This window comes from Nocardioides marmoribigeumensis (genome assembly GCF_031458325.1).
Classification (GTDB): Bacteria; Actinomycetota; Actinomycetes; order Propionibacteriales; family Nocardioidaceae; genus Marmoricola_A; species Marmoricola_A marmoribigeumensis.
In genome coordinates this window covers 1902600-1927073 of record NZ_JAVDYG010000001.1, presented here as the reverse complement: position 1 = coordinate 1927073, position 24474 = coordinate 1902600, and the positions used below count along the sequence as shown (strand labels likewise).

The window sequence follows — 24474 nt, the reverse complement described above, 5'->3', positions numbered from 1 at the left end:
ACGCACGACCCGCGACGGGGTCACGGGTGGGCCGCGCGAGCCCTCAGCAGCGACCGGTCGAGCAGCGCGTGCGCTCGCGGGTCTGGACGAGCCCGAGCGCCCAGCAGGTTGGGCAGCCGCGGAGCAGGGCGACGGCCGGCACCAGCAGGAGGAGCGAGAGGGGGCCGAGCGTCCCGACCAGGACGAACGCGGCGACCGTCAACGGGAGCCCCACGACCCCACGTAGCAGGTGCTCACCGACGGTGCGGCTCGCGAACATCGCGTCCGGATCTCCCACGGTCGGCCCCCTCTGTCCTCGATGTGGCCCCACGAGCCCACCCCGGCGCGAGCTCGACCACGCCCCTGGTTCGTCCCCGGCCGGGCCCCGGACGGGTGCGAGGCAAGCGCGCTGCAAGTGGGCGCCAAGGACCGGGAGGTCCACTGGTTCCACCGACGACCCGAAGGAGTCCCGATGAGCATCGGCTTCGACCACCACATCCTGCCCAGCACCGACCGCGGGCGCAGCGCCCGCTTCCTCACCGAGACCCTCGGCCTGCCGGAGGCGCGCGAGGAGGGACCGTTCCTCGCGGTCGACCTCGCCAACGACGTCGCCCTCTACGTCGCCGGGTGGGACGACACGGTCGTGCCGCAGCACTACGCCTTCCTCGTGGACGAGGCCGACCTCGACGGGGTGCTCGCCCGGGTCGACGCCTCCGGGGCGGACTGGTGGGCCGAGCCCGACGGTTCCGGGCTGCGGGAGGTCAACCACGACGACGGGGGTCGTGGGTTCTACTTCCGCGACCCCGACGGGCACCTCCTGGAGGTCCTCACCGTGAGGTACGGCGGCCGCCCGGCGCTCACGCGGTAGCGCCTGCCGCGCTCACCCGGGGTGCAGCAGACTGGCCGGATGACGCCACAGCACACCGAGGAGTACGACGTCGTCGTGGTCGGGGGCGGCCCCGCCGGCGAGAACGCCGCCGACTACGCGATCCGCGGCTCGGACCGCACCGCCGCGATCGTCGAGGCCGAGCTCGTCGGTGGCGAGTGCTCCTACTGGGCGTGCATGCCGAGCAAGGCGCTGCTGCGTCCGCTCGACGTGCTCGACGCCGCCCGCCACCTGCAGGGCATCCGGGGTCCGCTGGAGCCGGACCCGGCCGGGCTGCTGGCGCGGCGCGACACCTGGGTCTCGGGGTACGACGACCGCGGCCAGGTCGAGTGGGCCGAGGGCGCCGGCATCTCGGTCGTGCGGGGCCGGGGCCGGCTGGCCGGCGAGCGCACGGTCGAGGTCACCGCGCCGGACGGGTCGACCCGCACCCTGCGTGCTCGCCAGGCGGTGGTCCTGGCGACCGGCTCCGCGCCCGTGGTGCCGCCGCCGCTGCGCGACATCGGCGCCTGGGGCTCGCGCGACGTCACCGGCGTGACCGAGGTCCCCGCCCGGCTCGCGGTCGTCGGCGGCGGCGTGGTGGCCTGCGAGGCCGCCCGCTGGATGGCTGCGCTCGGGTCGGAGGTGACGCTGCTCGTGCGCGGCGACCGGGTGCTGCCGCGGGCGGAGTCGTTCGTGTCCGACCTCGTGGTCGCCGGTCTCGAGGCCTCCGGCGTGACGGTCCGCCTCTCGACCGGGACCTCCGGCGCCTCGCGGGACGACGTGCGTGACACCGGCGTCGGCAGGATCCACGGCGGCCCGGTCACGCTGAGGCTCGACGGCTCCGTGGAGCTCGAGGTCGACGAGGTGCTGGTCGCCACCGGGCGCCGCCCCGTCACCGACGTCGGGCTCGAGTCCGCCGGCCTCACCGCCGACGACGTCGCCGGTCGCACCCACGGCGGTGCGCTCCCCGACTGGCTGCTCAGCGTCGGGGACGTCAACGGCGTCGCGCCCCTGACCCACTGGGGCAAGCACCAGGCCCGCCTCGTCGGTCGGCTCCTCACCGCCCGCGCCGAGGGCCGCCCCGACCCGTCCGTGCCGGAGGACGTGCCCGTCCCCCAGGTGGTCTTCACCGACCCGCAGGTCGCGTGGGTCGGCCCCACCGCGGCCCAGGCCCGCGAGGCCGGGCTGTCGGTCGAGACCCGCGACGCGGCGTACACCTCGGCCTCGGGTGCCGCGCTCCTGCGCGACGACGCGACCGGGCAGGCCAGGCTCGTGGTCGAGCAGGGCACCGGTCGCCTGCTCGGGGCGACCTTCGTCGGGCCCGACGTCGCCGAGCTGCTGCACTCCGCGACGGTCGCGGTCACCGGGCGCCTGGACGTCGAGACGCTGGGGCACGCCGTGCCCAGCTACCCGACCGCGAGCGAGGTCTGGCTGCGACTGCTGGAGGCCGAGCCGGCGACCGACGAGGTGTGAGGTGGTGCGGCGGAAGTACGGCGAGCCGGTCGGCCTGCGCCTGAGCGTCACCGGCCCGGTGTTCGAGTGGCGAGGGCCGGCGCCCTACCACTTCGTGGCGGTGCCGCCGGAGCAGTGCGAGGAGATCGGCGACGTGGCCGCCGAGGTGACCTACGGCTGGGGGATGGTCCCGGTGCGGGTCGCGCTCGGCGGCAGCGAGTGGGAGACCGCGCTGTGGCCGCGCGAGGGCGGGTACGTCGTCCCGCTGCGCGACTGGGTCCGTGAGGCCGAGGGGGTCGGGCCGGGTCAGGTGGTCGAGGTGACGCTGGACGTGGTCGCGAGGGCCTGAACCTCGACGACGGGGTCGCCCACCTCGATCGTGCCGCCCTCGAGCACGCGGCACACGGAGCCCCCGCGGTGGCGCAGCGCCTCCTGGGCGCCACGCCCGATCGTGTCGTCGAGCAGCTTGCAGGGGGCCGCGACCCGGACGACCTCGAGGAGCACCACGCTGATGCGCAGCCGTGCGCCGGGCGTGCGCGGCACCTCGCCGTGGCTGAGCGTCAGGTTGCGGCGGGTCAGGTGGGCGGGCACCTCGCGGCCGAAGCGCTCCTCGGCCTCGGCCAGCGCCTGGAGGCTCTGCACGGTCACGTGGCGGTGCCGCGTGCCGTGGTAGCGGTCACCGACCAGCCCCTTGCCCGCCTCGGCGACCACCTGGTCGAGCGCGCGCATCGGCAGGCGCGTGGCCTTGGCGACGTGGATCGCGGCGATGCTCGGGAGGGTGCTCACGTGTGCTGAACACGACCCCGCGCGCCGGTGTTCCCCCGCGGGTACTCCGACGTACGCGCTGGACATATCGGATATCCACCACGCGTACGTCGGAGTACGCGGCGCGGGGCGCCGGGCCAGTGGGCGCGGTTCCGCCCAGGGCGAACGGCGGGGCCGTTGTGCGCGTTGCGGTGTAATGCTGTAATCACAGTATGACGACGATCAGTGCCTGGCTGTCGGGGCGACTTCCCGACGAGTGGTTCGTCGAGGCTCCCGAGGTGAGCCTCGACAAGGACGAGATCGTGATCGTGGGGCGGATCCCGGCACCCGGCACCGCCTCGGACGCGACCCCCGCCGCCGACGAGGGCGACGAGACCGACCCCGGGACCGACCCTGGGACCGACCCTGGGACCGAGGCGCGTGCCGCCGAGCGCGGCCGCATCCAGCGCTGGCGCGAGGAGACCCGTGCCCAGCGCATCCGCATCGCCCAGGAGGCCGAGCGCCAGTTCGACCGCAAGGTCGCCTGGGGAGCCGCCTGCGGCGAGACCCGGGTGCTGTTCACCCACCTGTCGGTGCCGGTGATGACCCGGCTGCGCCAGCCCGAGCGGCAGGTCCTCGACACCCTCGTCGAGGCCGGCGTCGCCCGCTCGCGCTCCGACGCCCTCGCCTGGTCGGTGCGCCTGGTCGCCCAGCACGAGGCCGACTGGATCCAGCAGCTGCGCGAGGCGCTCGTCGCGGTGCAGGAGGCGCGCAAGGCCGGCCCCGCGGCCTGAGGACGACGGCGCCCTCCTCGCCACGGGCGAGGAGGGCGCCGTGCGCGGTCAGCCCGCCACCGGCCGGTTGGAGCGGATGACGCCGAGGGGGTCGAGGTCCTGCTTGGCGGCGACCAGCCGGGCCCGGGTCTCCGGGCTCCACCAGCGCGCGGTGGGCGTCTCGCCGAGGAAGGCCAGCGGCGCGCGGCCGGTGCCGACCGTGGCGGCCGCGGAGTCCAGCCCCACGAAGGCGCCCTCGATCGCCGGGACGACCGCGGGGACGGCGGGGATGCCGATGCCCTGCAGCAGGTACTCCTCCTCGATCGTGCCGAAGGCCGAGGTCCCGCCCTCGCGCAGCGCACCGCCGAGGTGGCGCACCTGCACGATCGTGATCGGGCAGGCTCCCCGCGTGCCGACCTGCTCGACCAGGGCGTCGGCCGTGGTGTCGTCGATCGTCGACAGCAGCTGGGCGTACTCCATCGCGGGCGTCGGGTCGACCGGCTCCGCCGCGACGTCGCCGAGGGCCCCGATCGCCACGGGGCCGGACGTGTCGGTCAACCGGCCCGCCACGCCGGCCAGCGGTGCCATGCGCATCAGGGCGGTGACCTCCGCGCCGAGGAAGGTGTAGGCCACCGCGGCGAACGACTTCCCGCGGATCTCCTCGGGCAGGAACGGCACGTCCGGGAAGTGCTGCACCTGCAGCCACACCGTGAGCTCGCGCGGCGCGGTCGCGGTGACGGCGCGGAAGGCCGCGAGCACCTCGGCGAGCCGCTCGACCGGCCAGACCATGCGGCCGCCGTGCACCTGGGGCGCGGGGTGCAGTGCGAGCTCCACGCGGGTGATCACGCCGAAGTCGCCGCCGGCGCCGCGGACGGCCCAGAAGCGCTCGGCCTCGTCCGGTCCGATGCGACGCAGCCGGCCGAGACCGTCGACCAGCTCCACGGTGCGGATCGAGTCCGCGCCGACGCCGTACGCACGGCCGAACCAGGTGAGGCCGCCGGTGACGGTCATCCCGACCACGCTCGGACTCGGGTTGGAGCCGCACAGGAACGTCACGCCGGTCCCGTCGAGGGCGGCGAGGAGCTGTCCGGCGCGCACGCCCGCGCCCACCCACGCCGTACGACGCTCGAGGTCGACCTCGATCTCGGTGAGGCCCGTGCACCGCACGACCAGGGCACCGTCGGCCGGGCTGACCCCGTCGACGTGGGTCGCGCCGTGGCCCGTGGTCTGCGTGGTCACCGGCACCTCGTGATGGGCGGCCCACCTCACCGCCGCGACCACGTCGTGGGCGTCGTGGGTCTCGAGCACGGCGACCGGGCGCTGGGCGACGTTGACCCGCCACGGCACGACCGCTGCGGCCCACTCGGGGTCGGCGGGGGTGAGCAGCCGGCCGGAGACCCGCTCGGCGAGCGAGCGCAGCGCGCCGCGGGGGCCGGCCGGTGCGGCCTGGCCGGGGACGGCGGTCGGGTGCTGGGTCGGGTTGGTGGTCATCGGGTGCCTTCTCTCGTCCGGTCACCGGGACCTCCCCGGTGGTGGGACGAGCATCAGCGGGCCCGCTTGCCACTCACTTGGGTGTGGCTTGCTCCAGCTCGGCCACCAGCGCCTCGCTGCGGCGCAGCCACGGGCGGATCTCGCAGCGCCGGTTGATCTCGACCGCCGACCTGGCCAGCACCAGGGCACGCTCCGGGTCGCCGAGGGCGCGGTGCGCCACCGCGCGGAAGTGGTCGAGCGCGCCGAGGTGGAGGACCGAGCCGTAGACGGCCAGCGGGGTGGTGTAGCGGTCGATGCGCCGCAGCAGCTCGGCGACGTCGTCGCGGCGGTCGAGCGCCGCGGCGACCAGCAGTCGCAAGCACCACGACGCCTCGATGGAGTAGTCCACGGCGTACGCCGGCGGCATCTCCCCGACCACCTCGGCGGCCGCGTCGAGCTCACCGGACTCGACCAGCGACCAGGCCACCAGCGCCCGCTCCGCGTGGAGCCCGCTGCGGGCGCCGGCGAGGACGTCGGACGCGAGGGGAGTGCCGGGGGGCCGGTGCAGGACGGCGTGCAGGGTCTGCAGCTCGGTGCCGTAGTAGAAGCCCTGGCCCAGGTGGAGGGCCAGCGCCTCGTCGGCGATCCGTCGCGCGTCGGGGTCCTCGTGGCTGGCGGCCACCGCCGCGCGCCACCACGCGAGCGGGACGTCGAGGCCGCTGTGGGTCAGCGTCGCGGCCTTGCGCCGCGCCTCCTCCATCGTCTCCTCGGCCTCGCGGACGCGGCCCTCCTCGTGCTGGGCGAAGCCGAGGTGGAACAGTCCGGCGACCTCGATCTCCGCGCTGGGCCCGGCGGCGAGGAGCTCCTCGCCGAGCCAGGACCGCCCCCCGAGGTCGGGGCGGCCGGCGCTGGCGATCTGGCGCACCAGCAGCGCCGAGCAGAGCAGGTCGCGGTCCTGGGCCGTCCGTGCGGCCGCGATCGCGCGCGCCGCGTAGGCGTCGCTGGCGGCGGTGTCCCAGCCGAACTGGTGCTCGATGGTCAGCGTCGCGCAGAGCGTCGCCTCGTCGGCGGCGTCGACGTGGTCGAGCGCGGCGGTGAAGAGGTCGATCAGCTCCTCGTTCTTGCTGCCGTGGGTGCGCCACGTCCAGGCCCCCGCCTGGTGGAACGTCGCGGCCGCGGCGGCGACCAGGTCCCAGTGGCCCAGCCGGCTGGCCTCGCGGGCGAGCTCCTCCACCAGCCCCGGCGCCTCGGTGAAGGTGCCCATGCGGACGGCGCTGCGGGCGACGCCGAGCATGGCGTGCAGGCGCTCGTCCTCGAGGCCGAGCTCCTCGGCCACCCGCCGGGCCTGCAGCCAGAGGTCGCGCGCCTCGACCGGGGCCTGCCGCGCGAGCGCGACCCGCGCGGCCCGCCCGAGCCAGGTGAACGCCGTACGCGCCCGGTCGGGACCCAGGGGCACGGCGAGCGAGGCGTGGTGCGCGATGTCCGCGGCGGCGTCGGGCACGTCGCCGAGCCGCTCGGCGAGCACGTCGGCGGCGCGTGCGTGCCAGCGGAGCCGGCGGGCGGCGGAGAGGTCGGCGTAGAGCGCCTCACGGGTCAGGGCGTGGGCGAAGCGGTAGCCGTCGCCGTGCTCGTCGAGCAGCCCGGTCGCGAGGGCGAGGTCGAGGTGGTCCAGCGCCTCGTCGAGCGGCTGGCCGGCCAGCGCCGCTGCGTCCTGGGGGACGATGTCGCGGCCCAGCACGGCGGCGGCCCGCAGCAGCTCGCGGGTCTCGGCCGGGAGCCGGGTGACGCGCTGGCCGATGACGTCGCGCACCCCCTCCGGCACCGGGAGCGTGTCGACCGCGTCCACGTCGTCCAGTGTCTGCAGCAGCCGGGCGTACTCGTGCACGAAGAACGCGTTGCCCGCGGTGGCCTCGTCGACCACGTCGACCAGGCCGGCGGGGACGGTGGAGGGCTCGCGGCCGAGGAATCGGCCGAGCAGCAGCCCCACGTCGTCCCGGCCCAGGCCGTCGAGCCGGACCCGCTCCGCCCCGGCACGGGCGAGGGCGGCCAGGGTGGTGAGCAGCTGCTCGGCGCCGTCCTCCTCGGTGGTCCGCCGGGTCACGAGCAGCAGGACCGGGGCGGAGGAGGGGCGCTCCACGAGGTGGGCGAGCAGCTGGAGGGAGGTGCTGTCGGCCCAGTGCAGGTCCTCGAGCACGACCACGAGCCCACCCGCGTCACGGGCAGCGGCCTCGAGCAGGCCGGCGACCGCGTCGAACAGGCGCAGCGAGCCCGAGCCGGTGTCGACCGGCACGCCGTCGGCCAGGAGGGGGTGCAGGAGCGGGTCGGCCCCCGCGTCGGGCGAGAGGGCACGCACGACCTGCGTCCACGGCCACAGCGCCGGCGCGACGTCGCCCTGGTGGCACTGGCCGACCACGGTGGTGAGACCGCGACCGGCCGCCCCGCGCAGGACCTCCTCGACGAGCCGGGTCTTGCCGATGCCGGGCTCGCCCAGCACGGTGGCGACCTGCCGCCCCACCGGCAGCCGGTCGAGCAGGGTGGTCACGCGGGCCAGGGGCTCCTGCCGGCCGACCAGCGCGTCGCCGGGCGCCGCCGGACGGTCCGGGGCGGGCGCGGGCGACCGCGGGGCCGCGACGGGACCGTCCAGCGCCGGGTCCTGCCGCAGCAGGTCGGTCTCCAGCCGGCGTACCTCCGGCGTCGGGTCGACTCCCAGCTCGTCGGCCAGGCGCGAGCGCAGGTCGCGGAGGGTCTCCAACGCCTCGGACTGGCGGCCGCAGCGGTAGTGCGCCAGCGCCAGCAGCGCGAACAGGCGCTCGCGGAACGGGTGCTCCTCGACCAGGCGCGCCAGGACCAGCCCGACCTGCTCGGGGCGGCCGAGGTCGAGCAGGGCCTGGGCCGCGCGCTCGGTGGCCGCGGCGCGCAGCTCGACCAGCCGGGCCCGGGCCGCCACCACGGCCTCGGGCGAGCAGTCGGCGTAGGGCTCGCCGGTCCACAGCGCCTCGCCCTGCTCGAAGAGCGTCAGCGCCCCGGCCGGGTCGGTCGAGGCGAGGCACCGTCCGGCGGCGTCCTCGAACAGCCAGGTGTCGACGTCCGCGACGTCGGCGCGGATCGCGTAGCCCGCCGACGTGCTCACCAGGCAGCGGTTCTCCCCGCGCGCGGTCCGTCGCGGCTCGACCGTGTCGCGCAGGCGTGAGACCACCGCCTGGAGGGAGCCGAGCGCCGCGCCGGAGTCCCACACCTCGCCGAGCAGCCGGTCGGCCGACACCGGAGCACGGACGGCGAGCAGCACCGCCAGGACGTCGCGCTCGCGGCGCCGGCGCAGCTCCTGCTCGCCCGCGGCGGTCTGCACCACCAGCCCGCCGAACGCGCGGTAGCGCGTCGCCCCCGAGACCTCCTGCTCTCCCACGCCGCACAGCCTAGGAGCGCGCGGCCCGTCCGGCCACGACGCCGGCGCAGGTCGCCGGTGCGGGACGACCCGCGAGGCTCAGCGCATGCCGGCGACGCGCGAGCAGTGGGGCCAGGCGCCCCAGCCCTGCCCGCGCAGGATGCGCTCGGCGACCCGCATCTGCTTCACCTTCGTGGCGCGGTGCGGGAGCCGGGCGTAGCGCCGGCCGCCGTACGCCCGCCACGTGCCGGCGCTGATCTGCAGGCCGCCGTAGTAGCCGTTGCCGGTGTCGACGTGCCACCGGCCGGTGCTCTCGCAGTGGGCGATCCGCTGCCAGGCGCGGTAGTGCCGGGGCCGCGCCTGCGGACGGGGCGTCCGCTGGGTCGAGTGCATCGTGGGGCCGGGCGAGGGCCGCGTGTCGGCCTGGGCGGCGCCGGCGACGACGAGGCCGGCGCCGGTGACCAGCACCAGCGACATCAGGGCCGAGGAGAGCAGGGACAGGACGGTCAGGGGGGTACGACGGGACGCCCGTCGGACGGCAGGCATGCGTGAGCGCATGAAGGTTCCTCCACACGCCTGCGAGGTCAGCTGTCGGGTTCGGGCAGGAGTGCCCGGCCGCTCGCGCGGCTTCACCCCGAGGGCTGCGGTGGCAGCCCGTGGAACGTGGGTCCCCCGCTCCTGCCAAGCGGTTCGGGGACCACCGACCGGCAGGACTCGGCGTACGACGGTGGCCGCCCCGCAGGGGGTGCGAGGCCCGAGAAAACTACGACGGACCGTGCGGCCCGGTGAAGCACCGAGGACGGGTCTTTACCTTCCCGGGCCGAGGTCGTGACCGCAGGGATCGGTGTGACCCAGGGGACGGACCCGAGGTGCTAGGCGGGTGCGTAGAGCGTGACCTCGCCGTCGCGGCCCTTGAGGTGGATGCCCTCGCGCGCGGTGAGGTCCGGAGGGTCGGCCAGCTGGTCGCGGGTCGCCTCCGAGAGCAGCACGGTGTCACCGGTCTCGCGGGTCGCGGACTCCACCCGGGCGGCGATGTTGACGGTGTGGCCGATGACGGTGAACTCCAGCCGACCGCCGCCGCCTACGTTGCCGGCGACGACCGGCCCGGAGTTGAGGCCGATGCCGATGCCGAGGTCGGGGTCGACCTGGGGGACGGCCTCGGCGATGGCCCGCGCGGCCGCCAGCGCGGCGTCGGCGTGGCGCTCGTTGCGCCGCGGGGCGCCGAAGACGGCCAGCAGGCCGTCGCCGACGAACTTGTCCACGTGCCCCTCGTGCTCGTGGACGATCGGCACCACGGTGGAGAACAGCTGGTTGACCCGCGTGACCACCTCGTGGGCCTCGGTCTCGGAGGCGTAGGTGGTGAAGCCGCGGATGTCGATGAACATCACCGTCACCTCGAGCTCCTCGCCGTCGAGGTCGGTGCCCTCCCGCAGGATCAGCTCGGCGATCGCCGGGTCGACATAGGTGCCGAACGCGTCGCGGATGCGCTCCCGCTCGCGCAGCCCGACGACCATCGCGTTGAAGCCGACCTGGAGTCGCCCGATCTCGGTCGCGTCGTAGACGGGCACCGACACGTCGAGGTCGCCGTCCTGCACGCGGCGCAGCGCGCGGGACACCCCGAGGATCGGGCCCGCGGTGGCCCGCGCCACCGCGCTCACGGTCGCGAAGCCGACGACCACGCCGATGCCGCAGAGCACGATCACGGCGACGAGCACCTGCTGCCGGGAGCCGTCGCCCGTGCTCAGGGAGACGATGCCGACCGCGAGCAGGCCCCCGACGGGCACACCCGTGCCGAGAACCCACGCCAGGATCGCGCGCCGCCGCACGCCGCTGACACGGAAGTCGCCCTGGGCGCCCCGGGACAGCGCCTTGGCGGCGATCGGGCGGAGGATCCGCTCGGCGAGGAGGTAGGTCGACGCGGCGGTCGTCGCGCCCGCGAGGGCGACAGTGGCCGTGACCCAGAAGGCGCCCATGAAGCCGCGGCCGAGGCTCAGCGCGCCGAAGAGGAGGGCGGCGGGCAGCCAGAAGAACATCTGCACCAGGAACAGCCGGCTCGGGGTGCGCAGCACGATGCGCTGCTCGCGCAGCGTGGCCGGTCGGCCGGACAGCAGCCACTGCCGCGCGGCGCGCTGGGCGCGGCGGCCGAGCCAGATGCCCAGCGGCAGCGCGGCGCCGACGTAGATCGCGACGGTGACGACGAAGAACAGCGTCGAGCGCTCGTGGCCGGGCCGGTAGGGCGGCAGCGGGATGACGAACATCGGCAGCACCAGCGCGATGATCGCGCCGACGGTGTTGGACACCATGAGCACGCTGATGACGCCGAGGTTGGCCACCCGCCACAGTCGGCGGCCCCGGCGGAGGGAGCGCGTCGCCGAGACGCGGTCCGCGCGCTCGGCCCGGACCTCCGAGGCGGGGACGGTCTCCTCGGCCCGCTCCTGGGCCGCCTGGTCGGTGTCGCTCACGCCGACATGGTGACAGTCGCGGTGCTCGGCGCGGGTGGGATCAGCCGCGCTCCTGCCACGTGCAGATGCACGCCTTGTTGCCCTGGGCGTCGGCGAGCACCCAGAACGACGGGGCGTGCTCGTCGCTCACGAGGGTCCCGCCGGCGGCCAGCGCGGCGTCGATGCGCGCGCGGGCCTGGGCGGGGTCGACCCAGATGTCGGGGTGCCAGCGCTGCCGGGGCTCCTCGTCGCCGGACTCCTGGAACCACAGCGTGGGCGTGCGGTCGAAGGGGTCCTTCAGGTCGGCCCACTCGCCGTCGCCGGCGTCCTCCAGGCCCTGGATCGCCGCCCAGAAGGGCCGGATCTCCGCGGCGGACGGGGTGTCGAGCGCCAGCTCGAGGCGCGAGACGGTGTCGCTGGCCTGCTCGGCCCCCTGCTCCTGCACGAGGCGGCTGATCGTGCGGGCGAGGTCGACGTCTCGGCTGGTGACCCCGCCGACGTCGTGGCTCGACATGCGCACGTCGACCCGCCCCCAGCGCAGGTCGAGATCGGGGTGGTGGTCGGCGCTCTCGGCGGCCTCGCCGATGGCGACGACCAGGCGCAGGGCGGCGGCGAAGTCGGGGCACGAGATGCGGGTGGACAGCTCGTCGAGGGCGAAGGTCCACCCGGTCAGTCCCTCGGCCTCGACCTGGGACCCGGTCAGCGTCTGCTTGCGGTCTGGGCTCATGCCTGCCACTCTCGCCGACCGCACCGACAGGCGGAACCCCCGCGCCGTCGTACGACGGGAAGGCGCGCCGGTCAGCCCAGCGCGAGGGCGAGGAGCGCCAGGGTGGGGATCGTGCCCTGGAGCAGGGCCGAGCGCTGCATGCGGCGGTCGGTGAGGACCAGCACGAGCGCCGCGGCCGTCATGCTCCCGCAGGCCAGCACCACCAGCGGGACCGACGTGCCGTGGTGGTCGGCGAGCCCGAACCCGGCGCCGGCCAGGGCGCCCACGGCGAGGAAGAGGTTGTACCAGCCCTGGTTCCAGGCCCACGGCCGGACCGCGTCGGCGTGCTCCGGCTCGATCCGGAACACCGCGCGGGTGCCGGGGTCGTCGAAGCGCAGGGCCTCGAGGACGAAGATGTAGACGTGCAGCAGCCCGGCCAGCGCCGCGAGCACCCACCCGATGGTCTCCATGGGGACAGGATGCCCGCGGACGCCGGCCGGAGCAGGCGAACGCTCAGCAGGAGACGGTCGGGTTCCAGGGCTGGAAGACGCCCTTGGGGTTGGGCTGGAACAGCCACGCGTGCAGGTCGTAGTGGGTGGGCATGCCGGGCTCGTGGCCGAGCATCGGGCCGTCGAAGTCACGGCCGAACAGCGCGGGGCGGTCCCCGTCGGTGGAGAGGTCCTGGTCCTCGTCGACCTTGAACCACTCCGCGGCCCCGAGGGCGAGGCGGCCGTCGTCGCCCGGGACGTAGACCAGCACCGCGGGGTGCATCGGGTCTGCCGGCTGCATGGCCAGCGACAGGTTGACGTAGTGGTAGCCCATGCCGCCCATCGGCGCCGCGACGCAGGTCGTGGACGGCTCGTAGCCCGCGGCCTCCGCGGCGGCGGGGCTGTCCTGGAAGGGACGCAGCGCCTTCTTGAGCTGCGCCAGGGTGGCGTTCTGCGCCCCGGCCACGGCGTGGCCGTCGGAGACCTGTGCGGGCTCGGCCGAGGCGACGGCCGGGCCGAGGACGGCGGCGCCGACGGCGACGGTGGACAGGGTGAGGGCGGCGGCGAGGCCGGCGATCTGGCGCATCGGGTGGACCTTTCGGGAGGTGTGGCCCCGTCTCTCGGGGACGTCACCCACCCTGGGGCGCGCCGCTTGGGGCTGACTTGCAGGCGACTTGGGCCGTCGGCCCGGGTCAGCCGGACAGCCGCCGCGTCAGGTGCTCCGCGTCGTCGACGAAGCCGCAGGCCTGCAGGAAGCGGGTCGGGCTCCCCGGTCCCTCGTGCCGCGGGGCCCGCAGCGACCCGGCGCCGGAGGTCCGCGCGAGGTCCGTGACCAGGTCCAGCGCCGCACGTCCGGCCCCGCGCCGCTGCAGCATCCGGTCGACCAGCAGGGCCTCGACGGTCCACGACTCGTCCCCGGTGCCGAGGAGCACGAGCCCGGCCGGCTGCCCGTCCGCCTCGATCCCGCGGAGCAGCAGGCGGTCGCCGAACTGCGCGGCGGCGTACACCTCCAGCGGCGGGGGGACGAAGCGGAGCTGGGAGTGGTGCGTGCCCAGGGCGGCGTACGACGCCTGTGTGGTCGCGTCGAGCTCGACCAGCCGGACGTCCTCGAACGGCGTGCGCGGCCGGTCGTGCCAGGCCCGCCACTGCTCGGCGGTCGCGGCGTAGCCCATGTTGTCGCTCCACACCCCGCGCCACAGGAACGACCTGAGCGTGAAGGACTCGAACACCAGGCCGACGTGCTCGAGGACCCGTTGGGAGGGCACGTTGACGGGGTCGAGCTCGCCGAGGACCCGGCCCACCCCGATGCGCTCGACCAGGTCCTCGACCAGCGCCGAGGCGGCCTCCCACGCGTAGCCCCTGCCCTGGTGCGCCCGGGCCAGCGTGTAGCCGATCTCGGCGACCCCTCCGGTCTCGTCGACGCGACAGACCACGTCGCCGACGACCTGCCCGTCGACCTCGATCGCCAGAGTCGTCCAGCCGCCGACGACCAGGTCGTCGAGCTCCTCCTGGTCGCGGAACGACTCGACGGCCTTCTCGACCGGGTAGGGCACCTCCCACAGCTGGTGCCGGGCGACCTCGGGGTCGGAGCGGTAGGCCGCGTGGACCTCGGCGTCGGCGACCCGCATCAGCCGGAGCGTGACGCGGTCGAGGCGTCGGGGGTAGGGGCTCGCGCCCGGTTCAGGCACGGGGGCCGAGCTCCACGGGCAGGTGCTCGTAGCCCCGCAGCACCTGGGTCTGCTTGCGCACAGGGGTGCCGACCACGCGCAGGTCGGGGTGGCGGGAGTAGAGCTCGCGCAGCGCCACCCGCGCCTCCAGCCGGGCCAGCTGGGCGCCGAGGCAGAAGTGTGCGCCGAGGCTGAAGGCGAGGTGCTCGCCGGCCTCGGCGCGACCGACGTCGAAGCGGTCGGGGTCCGCGAAGACCGCAGGGTCGCGGTTGGCCCCGCCCAGCATGATCAGCACCGTCGTGCCGGCCGGGATCGCGACGCCCTCGACGGTCGTGTCCCGGACGGCGGTGCGGCCGGTCAGCTGCACCGGGGAGTCGTGGCGCAGCACCTCCTCGACCGCGTTGTCCCACAGGGACTCGTCGGCCAGGCAGCGCGCCTTCTCCTCGGGGTGCTCGTCGAGGCGCGCGACCGCGTTGCTGATCAGGTTGACCGTGGTCTCGAAGCCGGCGCCCAGCACCAGCAGCGCGATCATCCGCAGCTCGACCGCGGTCGGCTGCTCGTCGGCGGGCAGGGCGTCCGCCGAGCGGATCACGCTGCTCAGCAGGTCGTCCCCGGGGTGGGCACGCAGGTCGGCGATGTGCTCGTCCATCGCGCGGTGCATGTCGGTCACGGCCCGGGTGGTGCCGAGGAACTCGCGGTAGCCCAGCCCGCCGTCGAGCTGCTTGGCACCCTCGTTGCCCCAGGCGAGGACCTCGTCCCGCCGGTGGTCGGGCACCCCGAGCAGGCGCGAGATCACCGCGACCGGCAGCCGGGCGGAGAAGTGCTCGACCAGGTCGACCGCTCCGTCGCCGTGCGGCCGGTCGAGCCCGTCGAGCCCGTCGAGCCCGTCGAGCCCGTCGAGCAGCGCCTTCGTCGTCGCGACGACGTCGGCCTCCAGCTGTGCCACCCGGCGAGCCGTGAAGTGCCGGGCCACCAGGCGGCGCAGCCGGGTATGGTCGGGGGCGTCGAGGGCCAGGAGGGACGGCGGGTCGACCGGCCCGACGTCGTACTCCGAGAGCGTGGCCAGGAAGATCGAGTGCAGCGGCTCGGGGAAGTGGGCGTTGGCCGCCGGGACGCCGAAGGCGTCGCTGCGCAGGATCTCCGCGGCGACCGCGTGGGAGGCCGTGACGCGGAACGAGCCCTCGCCGAGGACCGGTCCCTGCTCGCGGACGCCGGAGTACGTCGACCACGGCTCGGCCCGTGCGGTCGGGTCGCTCATGAGGCGGGCGATCGGGTTGCCGCGCCGGGCCTCCCGGGCGTTGAGCGCGCGGATGATGCCGTGGGCCAGCACCCAGCGCACCGAGTGCCGGGGAAGGGTGACCACGCCGCTCGCGCCCCTCACGGCGTCTCCGTCGACTCGAGCGCCGGCTCCGACTCCGGGCTCTCCAGGGCGCCGGCGAGCAGCTGCTCGATCGGCACGTCGGCGTCGAGCTCGAGACCGCGAGCCGCGGCCATCCCGTGGATCTGCATCCAGATCGCCTCGCTCAGCAGGCCGGTGAACGCCTCGGCCGCCGGCGCCGGATCGGCTCGCCCGAGCCACCGGTGGACCGCGGCCATCACCATGCCGATGAAGCCGAAGACGAGGGGGTCCAGCGCGGCCTGGACGTCGTCGTCGGCCTCGAAGGCCAGCACCGTCGTGCCCAGCACGATGAGGTCACGGATCTGGCGGGCCAGCTGGCCGATGGCCTGGTCGGTGGGGCTGCCCGGCAGGCCGAGCGGCTGCTGGTGGACGACGTGGTGCAGACGGGGGTGGGCGGTCGCCCAGTCGACGTAGGCCCCGACGATGCGCTGGATGATCTCCACCGGGGTGCCGTCGAGGGTCACGCGCGGGAGGAGCACCCCTTGGAGGTGCTCGAAGATCCGGCCGCGGATCGCCTTGTCGAGGTCGGCCCGGTCGTCGAAGTGGCGGTAGAGCACCGTGCGGCTGAGCCCGGCGCGGGCGGCGATGTCGGCCACCGGCACCTCGGCGCCCTCCGGGGCCGCCTCGATCGCGGCGATCGCGGCGTCGAGGACGGCGGTGCGACGGGCCTCGTTGTGCTCGTCCCAGCGTGACTGTCGACCGTCGGTCTTGCCGCTGTGGCCGGCCATCCGGGTCACGCCCCGCTCGTGTCGCTCTCGTGTGGACCTGCGCAGGATAGCGGGCGGGGCCGGCCCCGACATGGGCGCCGATGTGGCTCACCGGCTCACCGGCTCACCGGCTCACCGGCCCGCCGGTCAGCTGCGGCGACGCCGGAGCGCCGGCCTGCGGGTGGGCCGGGTGGCGGGGGTCCGGTGCTCGGCCTCCTCGGCGATCCGGCGCAGCTCGTCGAGGTCGACGATCGTGGCGCGGGTCCGGCCCTGCGCCGCGCCGCGGCGGCGCTCCTCCGCGTCGATCGCGCGCCAGCCCTCGAGCCCGATCACGCCGGGCAGGGGCCCGGGGACCGCGTCCGGTGCGGGCAGCCCGGCGTCGAGGTCGTCGAGGATCGCCGAGACGGTCTCGGCCGCGTCGGACTTGTTGGTGCCGATGAAGCCGCGGGGGCCGCGCTTGATCCACCCGACGACGTACGTCCCCGGCTCGACCCGTCCGGCCTCGTGCGGCACGGTGCCGGTCGCGTCGTCGAAGGGCAGTCCCGGCACGGGAGCGCCCTTGAACCCCACCGACCGCACCACGAGCCCGGCCGCCAGCACCTCGCTCACGCCGTCGCGGGTCACCTCGAGCCCCTCGACCCGCTCGGTGCCGAGCACCCGGGTCGGCGTGGTGTGGAACCGCACGACGAGGGTGCGGGGCGGTCGGTCTCCGACCCGCGACAGCTCCGCGAGGTCGGCGAGGAGCGCGGACTTCGGGTCGGCCGGGTCCAGGGGCCGCCCGCCCGTGTCGACCACCACCCGCAGCGCTCCCCGGGCCACGAGGCCGCGCAGGCCGATCAGCTCGGGGACGGTGAAGGCCGCGTGCTCGGGACCCCGCCGACCCAGCACGACCACCTCCCGCACGGCGCTGCGGCCGAGCGCGGTCTCGGGGAGCCGGGCGATGCTCGTGGTCGCCAGCTCGTCGGGGTCGATCGTGAGCAGGCGGGCCACGTCGAGCGCGACGTTGCCGGTGCCCACCACGACGGCTCGCTCGCGGTCGAGCGGCACGAGCAGGTCCTGGCACTCGGGGCGGCCGTTGTACCACCCGGTCAGCTCCGTCGCCGAGACCGAGCCGGGCAGGTCCTCGCCCTCGATGCCGAGACGCTTCGCCCCGGACGCACCGACGGCGTGGACGACGGCGTCGTACTGCGCCCTCAGGTCGTCATGAGACATGGTCCGCCCGACGTCGACGCCCAGCCGGTAGCGGAAGCCGGGCTGCTCCTCGATCGCGGCGAACAGGTCCGTGACCTGCTTGGTGTGCTGGTGGTCCGGTGCGACCCCCGCGCGCACCAGGCCGTACGGCGTGAGCAGCCGGTCGAGCACGTCGACGCTGATCTCGGGGTGCTTGAGCAGCTCGTCGGCGGTGTAGAGCCCGGCCGGTCCCGCCCCGACGACCGCGACCCGGAACGGACCGGGCCGCCGCAACCGGCGCTGCGGCGCGACGATCGCCAGCGGTGCGCGGTCGGAGTGCGGGTGGACCGTGTAGTAGTCGCGGTTGGTCGCCAGGAACGGCTCCTGCTCGGGCGTCAGCAGCGTGTGCGGCACGAGCGCCCCGACCGGGCAGGCCGTGGTGCAGGCGCCGCAGTCCACGCAGGACTCCGGGTCGACGTACAGCTGCTCGGCCTCGGCGAAGCCGGGCTCCCCGGGGGCGGGGTGGATGCAGTTGACCGGGCAGGCGACGACGCAGGAGGCGTCGGCGCAGCAGGACTGGGTGACGACGTACGGCATGGCGGGTCAGGCGGCGCGGCTCGCCGACGCGGCCGCCGGCTCGCTGCGGAACCTCGAGGGGCGTCCGTCGATGCGCATCGCGCGCCAGACCCGGCGGCTGACTGGGTTCATCAGGCCGAGCTCGTGGGCGAGCGTGCGGACGTCGCCGAACAGGTCGCGCAGCATCTCCTGCGACTCCTCTGAGTCCCACCAGAGCTCGTCGACGACGTGCTGGGGGATGCCCATGTCCTCGACCATCTGCTTGTGGGGCACGAGGATCGCGTCGCACAGCACCCGCATCACGACCGGGTAGGCGACCGAGAGCCCGAGCTTCTGGGCGCGGTTCATCCGGGGGACGACCTGCTCGAGGTACATGTGGGCGAACCCGATGTGACGGGCCTCCTCGGCGACGTGGATCTGCATGATCCGCCGGATGAGCGGGTGCATCTCGCCGCCGCCGCGCAGCACGGTCTTCTGCACGTGGTCGATCGGCTCCTCGCCGGCCAGGATGCCGGCGAAGAACGCCGCCTTGAGGGGGCGGGCGACGAGCGGCAGGAACGGCGCGACCGCACGGAACCAGCGCGGGCCGCCGGGGGCGTCGACGCCGGAGCGGTTCACGAACTCCTGGAACATCTGCGTGTGGTGGCACTCCTCGGTCGCCTCGTGGGTGGAGTAGCGGAACTCCGGCGACCCGTTGGGCAGGTGGAACGCGTGCTGCATGAGCCCGGCGATCAGGATCTGCTCGAACTGCAGCCCGACCTTGCAGATGTTGGCCTGGCGGTAGATCCCGATCTCGATCTGACGCTCGAGCGGGAGCGCCTTGTACCAGGGATGGCGGCCGAGCACGTCGGCCTCGGGCAGCACCCAGCGCGGGTCGTCGCGGCGGATCGCGAAGTCGGGGTGGTCCCAGTCGATGTCCTTGAACGCGTCGAAGTGCTGGTGCACGGACGCCTCGGACAGGGTGCGCAGCGTCTCCTCGTAGGACGCCACCTGGGGCGCGCGCGTGTTGCCGGGCAGCGAGCGGGCCGGGCGCGGCGTACGTCGTGCGGCGCGCGGGGAGCGGGTGGCCGGGCGGCTGGGGGCTGCGGTCATGTCGTCACCTCGTCGTGGACGGCTGAGCCTGGCCGGGCACGGCCAGGTGCTCGAGGTTAGTGCGACACGGTGTTGCAGTAAAGGGGTAACCGCGACAACGTGTCGCGGGTTACTTGCCCCCGGGTGCGGGCTGCCAACCCTGGCGGGACTGGTGCGGTGCTGTGGTCGCTCCTGCGGTGGTACGACGGGAGATGAGCGACCGTCACTCCGATCTACAGCACGCGGACGACGTCGTGGTCGGCGATCGAGCGGCCCAGGCGGGACAGCTGGCTGCGGGTGTCGCCGTAGAGGTGCTCGAGGGTGACCAGCCGGGAGAGCAGGTGCCCGACGGCGTACTCCTGGGTGACCGCGATGCCGCCGTGCAGCTGCACCGCCTCCTCACCGACCAGGGTCGCGGCCTTGCCGACCACGGCCTTGGCGCGCGCCACGGTCGCGGCCACGTCGACGCCGTCGTCGGCCGCGGTCGCGTCGGCCAGCACCAGCGCGGCGTACTGCACCGCGGAGCGGGCGAGCTCCTGGTGGGTGTACATCACCGCGGCGCGCTGGGTCAGCGTCTGGAAGCTCATCAGCGGGACGCCGAACTGCTTGCGGCTCTTGAGGTAGTCGACCGTCATCGCCAGCGCCTGCTCCAGCGCGCCCAGCTGCTCGGCGCACGCCGCGAGGGTGCCCTGCGCGACCGCGTGGACCAGCAGCGCCGGGTCGTCGGTGAGCAGCGTCGCCGGGGTGGCGTCGAGCACGAGCACCGAGCCCTCGACCGTCGGCGACGCCACCAGGAAGACCCCCTGGTCGGCGGTCACGACGACGTGGGTCGCGGCCTCGGGGTAGGCGACCGGGCCCTTGGTGCCGGTCAGCTCCCAGCCGTCGCCGGACTCCTTGGCGGTCACGGTCGGGGGCGCGCCCCAGGCCCGGTTGGGCTCGGTGAGGACGGGGATGACGACGGCCTCGCCCGTGCCGAGGTCCTCGCGCACGGCGCGACCCTCCTCGGTCGCGGCGAGCACGTGGGCGGCCGTCACGCTCTCGGCGTACGGCGTGACCGCGTGCGCGCGACCGAGCTCGGCGGCGGCCAGCGAGACCTCCACCGCACCGGCAGCGGGCTCGTCGTCGTCGGCGACCTCCCAGGCCAGCGAGAGGACGCCCATCTCGGCGAGGGCACCCCACAGCTCGGGGTCGAGGCGGGGACGGCCGACCGCCGTGGAGGGCTCGCGGCGGCCCAGCAGGTCGCGCACGGCGTCCCGCAGGGCCTTCTGCTCGGCGGTGGGGGTGAAGTCCATGGTGTGTCTCCGGAGTCTGTGTGGTCGCGGGTCGTCGCGGGTCGTCGCGGGTCGTCGGCGGGTCGGTCAGCCGCGGAGGCCGAGGATGCCGGTGGCGATGATCTGGCGCTGGACCTCGTTGGACCCGCCGTAGATCGAGGCCTTGCGGAAGTTGAGGTAGTAGGGCATCGCGTGGGTCGCCCACTCGGGGATGCCGCCGACCTCGTCGGACCCGTCGGCCGGGGGCACGAACTCGTCGGCCGGCTCCCAGGCCGAGGCCATCGCGCCGGCGACGTCGACGCCGAGGGAGAACACGGCCTGCTCGAGCTCGCTGCCGCGCAGCTTGAGGATCGAGGAGGCCGGGTCGGGCCGGCCGTCCTTGGAGTTGGCCGCGACGCGGAGCACGGTCAGCTCGAGCGCCATGATGTCGGCCTCGAGCTCGGCGATGCGGGCCGCGACCAGCGGGTCCTCCAGCACCGTGCCGTCGACGGTCGCGACCGTGGCGGCGTGGGCCTTGAGGTCGGCCAGGCGGCGCTTGATCGCCCACACCGGGGCGACGCCGACCCGCTCGTTGCCGAGCAGGAACTTGGCCTGCGACCAGCCGGAGTTCTCCTCGCCGACCATCTGGTCGGCCGGCACGCGCACGTCGGTGAAGAACACCTCGTTGACCTCGTGGTGCCCGTCGACCAGCACGATCGGCCGCAGCTCGACGCCGGGCGTGCTCATCTCGACCAGGAACATCGAGATGCCGGCCTGCTTGCGGGCGTCGGGATCGGTGCGGGCGAGCACGAAGATCCAGTCGGCGTACTGACCGAGCGTGGTCCAGGTCTTCTGCCCGTTGATCACGTAGTCGTCGCCGTCACGGACCGCGGTGGTGCGCAGGCCGGCGAGGTCGGAGCCGGCGTCGGGCTCGGAGAAGCCCTGGGCCCACCAGATGTCGAGCGACGCGGTCGGCGGGAGGAAGCGGTCCTTGAGCTCCTTGCTGCCGAACTGCGCGATGACCGGGCCGATCATGCCGGCGTTGAACGCCAGCGGCGGCGGCACGTAGGCCAGCTGCATCTCGGTGTTCCAGATGGCCTTCTGCAGCGGGGTCCAGCCGCAGCCGCCGTACTCCTCGGGCCACGACGGCACGGCCACGCCCTCGGCGTGCAGCGCGCGGTGGGCGGCCCGGATGTCGTCCTTGCCCAGGAGCCGGCCCAGCCGGACCTTGTCACGCACCTCTTGCGGGACCTTGGTGGTCATGATCTCCCGCATGCGGGCCTGGAACTCACGGTCCTCGTCGCTGAGTCGTCGCTGCATGTCCCGACCCTACCGACGGGTCAACGGCGGCGGGCCGCGGCGGAGATGATCCGAGGCAGCCCCCACACCATGGCGTCGTGGAAGTAGGGCCAGTCGTGCAGCTGGCCGACCGAGATCCGTGCCCGGTAGGGGATCCCGTCCCGGGTGAGGGCGGCGAAGAACCCGCGGTGGGTGTTCCACAGGTTCTGCTCGGTCACCCCGGAGTGGATCGCGTCGGCGGGGTCGTACTGCGGGTAGCCGGTCCCCGCCGCGACGAACAGCGAGACCCCGCGCAGCCGGGGCACCAGGTCGACCGGGTTGTGGGCCGCCCACGTGGCACGGTCGCGCACCGGGTCGCCCCAGATCCGTCGCAGGTCGGGCCCGCGGATGCCGGCCTGGTCGGCGACGTCGTCGGGCAGGTCCTGCAGCACCGTGCCGTTCTGCACCAGCGAGGCGGTGTCCATCAGCCCGGAGATCGACAGCACCGCACGGAACAGCCCGGCGTGCCGGGCGGCGTAGCTGAGCGCCCCCAACGCGCCCATCGACGCACCGGCCGCGGCCCGGGCGCCCGGCAGCGTCCGGAAGTGCCGGTCGACCCAGGGGACCAGGTGCCTGGTGTGCCAGGTCTCCCAGTCGAAGGAACCGTCCTTCCAGTCGGTGAAGTAGCCGGCGTTGCCGGCGTAGCCACCCTCGGGCATCACGAAGATCGCCTTCATGCTCCGCGACATCGAGGTGAGCATCGTCGAGCGGGTCCAGCGCACGTAGGGGCTCAGCGAGCCGTTGAACAGGTAGACGACCGGGTAGCGCACCGCGGGGTCGGAGGCGTAGCCGACCGGCAGCAGGACCCGCACCCGCGGCCGGGTCACCTTCACCCCGGCCGGGCGGGGCAGGTCGTAGTCGCGGCACCGCGAGGGCGGGCACGCCCGGTCGTCGGTCCGTGGTGGGTCGGTGCGGGGCGTGTAGCCGGTGTCCACCGACGGGACCAGGTTGATCTCGGCCAGGTTGCGCGCCGCACGGGCCGTGTCCGTGCCGTCGCTGGCGAACAGCCGCGGCCGCTGCGCCTCGGCCACCAGCGCGTCGCCCACTGCCCCGTCGGCCCGGCCCACCGCACCTGGCGCCAGCGTCACCAGCAGCGCGCAGGCCAGCGCTGCGGCGATCCTCGTGTCTCCCATGACGGGACAACGCGCCAGGCGCGCGGCGGGTCACGCCGTCCTTTCGGGTCAGGCGGCATGGTCCGGTCGGTAGCCCGGGGGGTCAGCGCGGGCCGTGGGTCTGCACCCACAGGACCGGCCCGTCGAGCCGGTCGTGCAGGTCGCGTACGGCGGCGAGGGCCTTGCCGGTGTAGACGGGCTCGAGCCCCAGCCCCGCACGAGCGGCGTCACGGACCGCGGCCTGCGAGGCCGGCGTCGGGTCGCCGTACGTCGTGCCGAGCCAGTCGGTGCGCAGGTCGAGGTCGGCCGGCGACACCGGCGCGAGGTGGCCGGCGCCGCGTGAGGTGAGCAGCTCGGCGGTGCGGGTGGCGAGCCCCGCCATGGCCTCGGCGTCGAGGCGCAGGGCGTCGTTGACCACGACGCCGAGCACGCGGCTGCGCAGGCCGGCCAGGCGCAGCCCGAGGGTGAGGCCGGCGACGGTGCCGCCCGACCCCACGGGCACGACCACCGTGCCGGGCTCGGGCAGCTCGCCGGTCGCGACCTGGTCGGCGATCTCGAGCGCGGTGTCGACGTAGGCCAGCGTCCCGAACGGGTTGGAGCCCCCGGCGGGGAGGTACCACGGCAGCCGGCGGCCGCGGTGACCCCGCCACAGCAGCCAGGGCGCGGCCGCCCTGAGCCGCGCCGGGGAGGAGAACCGGTGGATCTCCGCGCCGCTGGTGAGCAGCCGCGCCAGCTGCTCGCGCACGTGGTCGTCGACGGGCTGGTCGACGAGCCCGAGGAGCGTCTTCAGCCCCAGCCTCCGGGCGTACGTCGCGAGCGCGAGTCCCCAGTGCGTCCCGATGCCACCGACGCTGAACAGGACCTGCTCGCCGCGCCGCTGCGCCTCGGGGAGGATCCACTCGAGCTTGCGGACCTTGTTGCCGCCCCACGGCCCGTCGCCGTAGGCCCCGTCGTCCTTGACCCAGAGCCCGGCAGGCACCCCGAGCTCCGCGCCGAGCTCGCGGACGGGACTGGGCCCGGAGCCGAGCCGGACGTGCCCGAGGTCGAGTCCGGGGAGGCGTCGGTGCAGGCGGGTCGGCGGTGCCGTCCCGGCCTCCCCAGGCGTGTGCGTCATGCCCCCACTCTGCCCGGCGCCGCTGTTAGGTTGCTGTGCGCCCGGGCCACCCGTGCCCGGCACGGCGCCCGGGTCACCTCTCGGGGCCGCACACCAGAGGGGGGTTTCCCGCACCATGAGCAACCAGTCCGACCCGCCCGCCTGGGGCGACCCGCCCGCGTCCGGGGACCAGGGCGGCTCGTCCGCGCCACCGCCCCCGCCGCCCCCGCCGCCCGGCTACGGCCAGGGCTACGGCCAGGCAGGTGGCTACGGGGACCCCTACGCCGACCCCTACGCCCAGCAGGGCGCCGGCCTGGCCTACGCCCACTGGGGCAAGCGGGTCGGGGCCTACCTCGTCGACCTGCTCGTGGCGATCCCGGCCTACGTCGTGATCGGCATCGGCATCGCGATCGCCGGGGCGGGCGCGAGGGCCACCACCGACCCGACGACCGGGGTCCAGTCCGTCGAGGGCGGCAACGCCGTCGGCATCGTGATCGCGGTCATCGGCTACGTCCTGATCTTCGCCATCCTGCTGTGGAACACCGTCTTCCGGCAGGGTCGCACCGGCTGGAGCATCGGCAAGCAGGCTCTCGGCATCCGCCTGGTCAAGGAGGACTCGGGGGAGCCGATGGGCGCCGGCCTGTGCTTCGTGCGCATGATCGTCCACATCGTCGACGGCATCCCGTGCTACCTGGGCTACCTGTGGCCGCTGTGGGACGCCAAGAAGCAGACCTTCGCCGACAAGATCATGTCGACCGTGGTCGTCGAGCAGCGCAAGGCCTGACGCGGCA

23 protein-coding genes and 1 riboswitch are annotated in these 24474 nt (G+C 74.7%); of the genes, 5 read left to right on the top strand and 18 right to left on the bottom strand.

Annotation, left to right across the window (positions count from 1 at the left end; genetic code table 11):
• Positions 1-43: 43 nt before the first annotated feature.
• On the bottom strand, positions 44-277 hold the full coding sequence (locus J2S63_RS09225) for a hypothetical protein (RefSeq protein ID WP_310301559.1): 234 nt from the start codon (positions 275-277) through the stop codon (positions 44-46).
• A 174-nt stretch (positions 278-451) separates the two neighbouring features.
• Here J2S63_RS09225 and J2S63_RS09220 point away from each other — a divergent pair, with 174 nt between their 5' ends.
• The 3 genes from J2S63_RS09220 to J2S63_RS09210 are packed head-to-tail and all read left to right on the top strand — an operon-like array spanning position 452 to position 2645.
• Complete coding sequence (locus J2S63_RS09220; protein ID WP_310301557.1) at positions 452-847, top strand: VOC family protein; 396 nt, start codon at positions 452-454, stop codon at positions 845-847.
• A 39-nt stretch (positions 848-886) separates the two neighbouring features.
• Complete coding sequence (locus J2S63_RS09215) at positions 887-2317, top strand: dihydrolipoyl dehydrogenase family protein (RefSeq protein WP_310301555.1); 1431 nt, start codon at positions 887-889, stop codon at positions 2315-2317.
• A 1-nt stretch (position 2318) separates the two neighbouring features.
• A complete protein-coding gene (locus J2S63_RS09210) occupies positions 2319-2645 on the top strand; it encodes a DUF1905 domain-containing protein (RefSeq protein ID WP_310301553.1) in 327 nt (108 codons plus the stop codon).
• Here J2S63_RS09210 and J2S63_RS09205 read toward each other — a convergent pair.
• Positions 2603-3082, bottom strand: coding sequence for an MOSC domain-containing protein (locus J2S63_RS09205; RefSeq protein ID WP_310301551.1), 480 nt, complete (start codon positions 3080-3082; stop codon positions 2603-2605). The two genes, J2S63_RS09210 and J2S63_RS09205, sit on opposite strands and share 43 nt — an antisense overlap.
• A gap of 191 nt (positions 3083-3273) precedes the next feature.
• Here J2S63_RS09205 and abmR point away from each other — a divergent pair, with 191 nt between their 5' ends.
• Positions 3274-3834, top strand: coding sequence for an ATP-binding transcription factor AbmR (gene abmR, locus J2S63_RS09200; protein WP_310301549.1), 561 nt, complete (start codon positions 3274-3276; stop codon positions 3832-3834).
• 48 nt (positions 3835-3882) lie between these two features.
• Here abmR and J2S63_RS09195 read toward each other — a convergent pair whose 3' ends face one another.
• The 16 genes from J2S63_RS09195 to J2S63_RS09120 form a co-directional block, all read right to left on the bottom strand.
• Entirely contained in the window at positions 3883-5304 is a 1422-nt protein-coding gene (locus J2S63_RS09195; protein ID WP_310301547.1) for an FAD-binding oxidoreductase, read from the bottom strand.
• Between the two features lie 73 nt (positions 5305-5377).
• Positions 5378-8686, bottom strand: a complete 3309-nt coding sequence (locus tag J2S63_RS09190; RefSeq protein ID WP_310301546.1) for an ATP-binding protein — start codon at positions 8684-8686, stop codon at positions 5378-5380.
• 78 nt (positions 8687-8764) lie between these two features.
• Positions 8765-9223: a transglycosylase family protein gene (locus J2S63_RS09185; RefSeq protein ID WP_310301544.1), complete on the bottom strand. Its 459-nt coding sequence runs from the start codon at positions 9221-9223 to the stop codon at positions 8765-8767.
• Position 9224: 1 nt separating this feature from the next.
• Positions 9225-9371: riboswitch (cyclic di-AMP (ydaO/yuaA leader) on the bottom strand.
• Between the two features lie 166 nt (positions 9372-9537).
• A complete protein-coding gene (locus tag J2S63_RS09180) occupies positions 9538-11127 on the bottom strand; it encodes an adenylate/guanylate cyclase domain-containing protein (RefSeq protein WP_310301542.1) in 1590 nt (529 codons plus the stop codon).
• 40 nt (positions 11128-11167) lie between these two features.
• Positions 11168-11833: a 4a-hydroxytetrahydrobiopterin dehydratase gene (locus tag J2S63_RS09175; RefSeq protein ID WP_310301541.1), complete on the bottom strand. Its 666-nt coding sequence runs from the start codon at positions 11831-11833 to the stop codon at positions 11168-11170.
• Positions 11834-11904: 71 nt separating this feature from the next.
• Positions 11905-12282: a DUF1304 domain-containing protein gene (locus tag J2S63_RS09170; protein WP_310301539.1), complete on the bottom strand. Its 378-nt coding sequence runs from the start codon at positions 12280-12282 to the stop codon at positions 11905-11907.
• Positions 12283-12325: 43 nt separating this feature from the next.
• The gene (locus J2S63_RS09165) at positions 12326-12886 is read right to left on the bottom strand and encodes a hypothetical protein (RefSeq protein ID WP_310301537.1); all 561 of its coding nucleotides are present in this window, start codon (positions 12884-12886) and stop codon (positions 12326-12328) included.
• Positions 12887-12992: 106 nt separating this feature from the next.
• Positions 12993-13988, bottom strand: a complete 996-nt coding sequence (locus J2S63_RS09160) for a GNAT family N-acetyltransferase (protein ID WP_310301535.1) — start codon at positions 13986-13988, stop codon at positions 12993-12995.
• Complete coding sequence (locus tag J2S63_RS09155; RefSeq protein ID WP_310301533.1) at positions 13981-15348, bottom strand: cytochrome P450; 1368 nt, start codon at positions 15346-15348, stop codon at positions 13981-13983. Before J2S63_RS09155 ends, J2S63_RS09160 begins: the two co-directional genes overlap by 8 nt.
• Positions 15345-16094, bottom strand: coding sequence for a TetR/AcrR family transcriptional regulator (locus tag J2S63_RS09150; protein ID WP_310306646.1), 750 nt, complete (start codon positions 16092-16094; stop codon positions 15345-15347). The genes J2S63_RS09155 and J2S63_RS09150 overlap by 4 nt, the downstream gene beginning before the upstream one ends.
• 126 nt (positions 16095-16220) lie before the next feature.
• Entirely contained in the window at positions 16221-17840 is a 1620-nt protein-coding gene (locus J2S63_RS09145) for an FAD-dependent oxidoreductase (protein WP_310301531.1), read from the bottom strand.
• Between the two features lie 6 nt (positions 17841-17846).
• A complete protein-coding gene (locus tag J2S63_RS09140) occupies positions 17847-18911 on the bottom strand; it encodes an AurF N-oxygenase family protein (protein WP_310301529.1) in 1065 nt (354 codons plus the stop codon).
• 212 nt (positions 18912-19123) lie between these two features.
• Positions 19124-20182: an acyl-CoA dehydrogenase family protein gene (locus tag J2S63_RS09135; protein ID WP_310301527.1), complete on the bottom strand. Its 1059-nt coding sequence runs from the start codon at positions 20180-20182 to the stop codon at positions 19124-19126.
• 66 nt (positions 20183-20248) lie between these two features.
• Entirely contained in the window at positions 20249-21460 is a 1212-nt protein-coding gene (locus J2S63_RS09130; protein WP_310301525.1) for an acyl-CoA dehydrogenase family protein, read from the bottom strand.
• 20 nt (positions 21461-21480) lie between these two features.
• Positions 21481-22611 (bottom strand): alpha/beta hydrolase, encoded by a 1131-nt coding sequence (locus J2S63_RS09125; protein ID WP_310301523.1) that lies wholly within the window; start codon positions 22609-22611, stop codon positions 21481-21483.
• An 82-nt stretch (positions 22612-22693) separates the two neighbouring features.
• Positions 22694-23704 carry a 1-aminocyclopropane-1-carboxylate deaminase/D-cysteine desulfhydrase gene (locus J2S63_RS09120; RefSeq protein ID WP_310301521.1) on the bottom strand — a complete coding sequence of 337 codons (1011 nt, stop codon included), beginning with the start codon at positions 23702-23704 and terminating at the stop codon, positions 22694-22696.
• A gap of 115 nt (positions 23705-23819) precedes the next feature.
• Between J2S63_RS09120 and J2S63_RS09115 the strand changes: the two genes are divergently transcribed.
• Positions 23820-24467 (top strand): Rv1078 family RDD domain-containing protein, encoded by a 648-nt coding sequence (locus tag J2S63_RS09115; RefSeq protein ID WP_310301519.1) that lies wholly within the window; start codon positions 23820-23822, stop codon positions 24465-24467.
• Positions 24468-24474: the final 7 nt, after the last annotated feature.

Coding starts and splice junctions, on each gene's coding strand:
- J2S63_RS09220 (WP_310301557.1), top strand. CDS start 452: ATGAGCATCGGCTTCGACCACCACATCCTGCCCAGCACCGACCGCGGG.
- J2S63_RS09215 (WP_310301555.1), top strand. CDS start 887: ATGACGCCACAGCACACCGAGGAGTACGACGTCGTCGTGGTCGGGGGC.
- abmR (WP_310301549.1), top strand. CDS start 3,274: ATGACGACGATCAGTGCCTGGCTGTCGGGGCGACTTCCCGACGAGTGG.
- J2S63_RS09195 (WP_310301547.1), bottom strand. CDS start 5,304: ATGACCACCAACCCGACCCAGCACCCGACCGCCGTCCCCGGCCAGGCC.
- J2S63_RS09185 (WP_310301544.1), bottom strand. CDS start 9,223: ATGCGCTCACGCATGCCTGCCGTCCGACGGGCGTCCCGTCGTACCCCC.
- J2S63_RS09175 (WP_310301541.1), bottom strand. CDS start 11,833: ATGAGCCCAGACCGCAAGCAGACGCTGACCGGGTCCCAGGTCGAGGCC.
- J2S63_RS09170 (WP_310301539.1), bottom strand. CDS start 12,282: ATGGAGACCATCGGGTGGGTGCTCGCGGCGCTGGCCGGGCTGCTGCAC.
- J2S63_RS09165 (WP_310301537.1), bottom strand. CDS start 12,886: ATGCGCCAGATCGCCGGCCTCGCCGCCGCCCTCACCCTGTCCACCGTC.
- J2S63_RS09150 (WP_310306646.1), bottom strand. CDS start 16,094: ATGGCCGGCCACAGCGGCAAGACCGACGGTCGACAGTCACGCTGGGAC.
- J2S63_RS09145 (WP_310301531.1), bottom strand. CDS start 17,840: ATGCCGTACGTCGTCACCCAGTCCTGCTGCGCCGACGCCTCCTGCGTC.
- J2S63_RS09140 (WP_310301529.1), bottom strand. CDS start 18,911: ATGACCGCAGCCCCCAGCCGCCCGGCCACCCGCTCCCCGCGCGCCGCA.
- J2S63_RS09135 (WP_310301527.1), bottom strand. CDS start 20,182: ATGGACTTCACCCCCACCGCCGAGCAGAAGGCCCTGCGGGACGCCGTG.
- J2S63_RS09130 (WP_310301525.1), bottom strand. CDS start 21,460: ATGCAGCGACGACTCAGCGACGAGGACCGTGAGTTCCAGGCCCGCATG.
- J2S63_RS09125 (WP_310301523.1), bottom strand. CDS start 22,611: ATGGGAGACACGAGGATCGCCGCAGCGCTGGCCTGCGCGCTGCTGGTG.
- J2S63_RS09120 (WP_310301521.1), bottom strand. CDS start 23,704: ATGACGCACACGCCTGGGGAGGCCGGGACGGCACCGCCGACCCGCCTG.
- J2S63_RS09115 (WP_310301519.1), top strand. CDS start 23,820: ATGAGCAACCAGTCCGACCCGCCCGCCTGGGGCGACCCGCCCGCGTCC.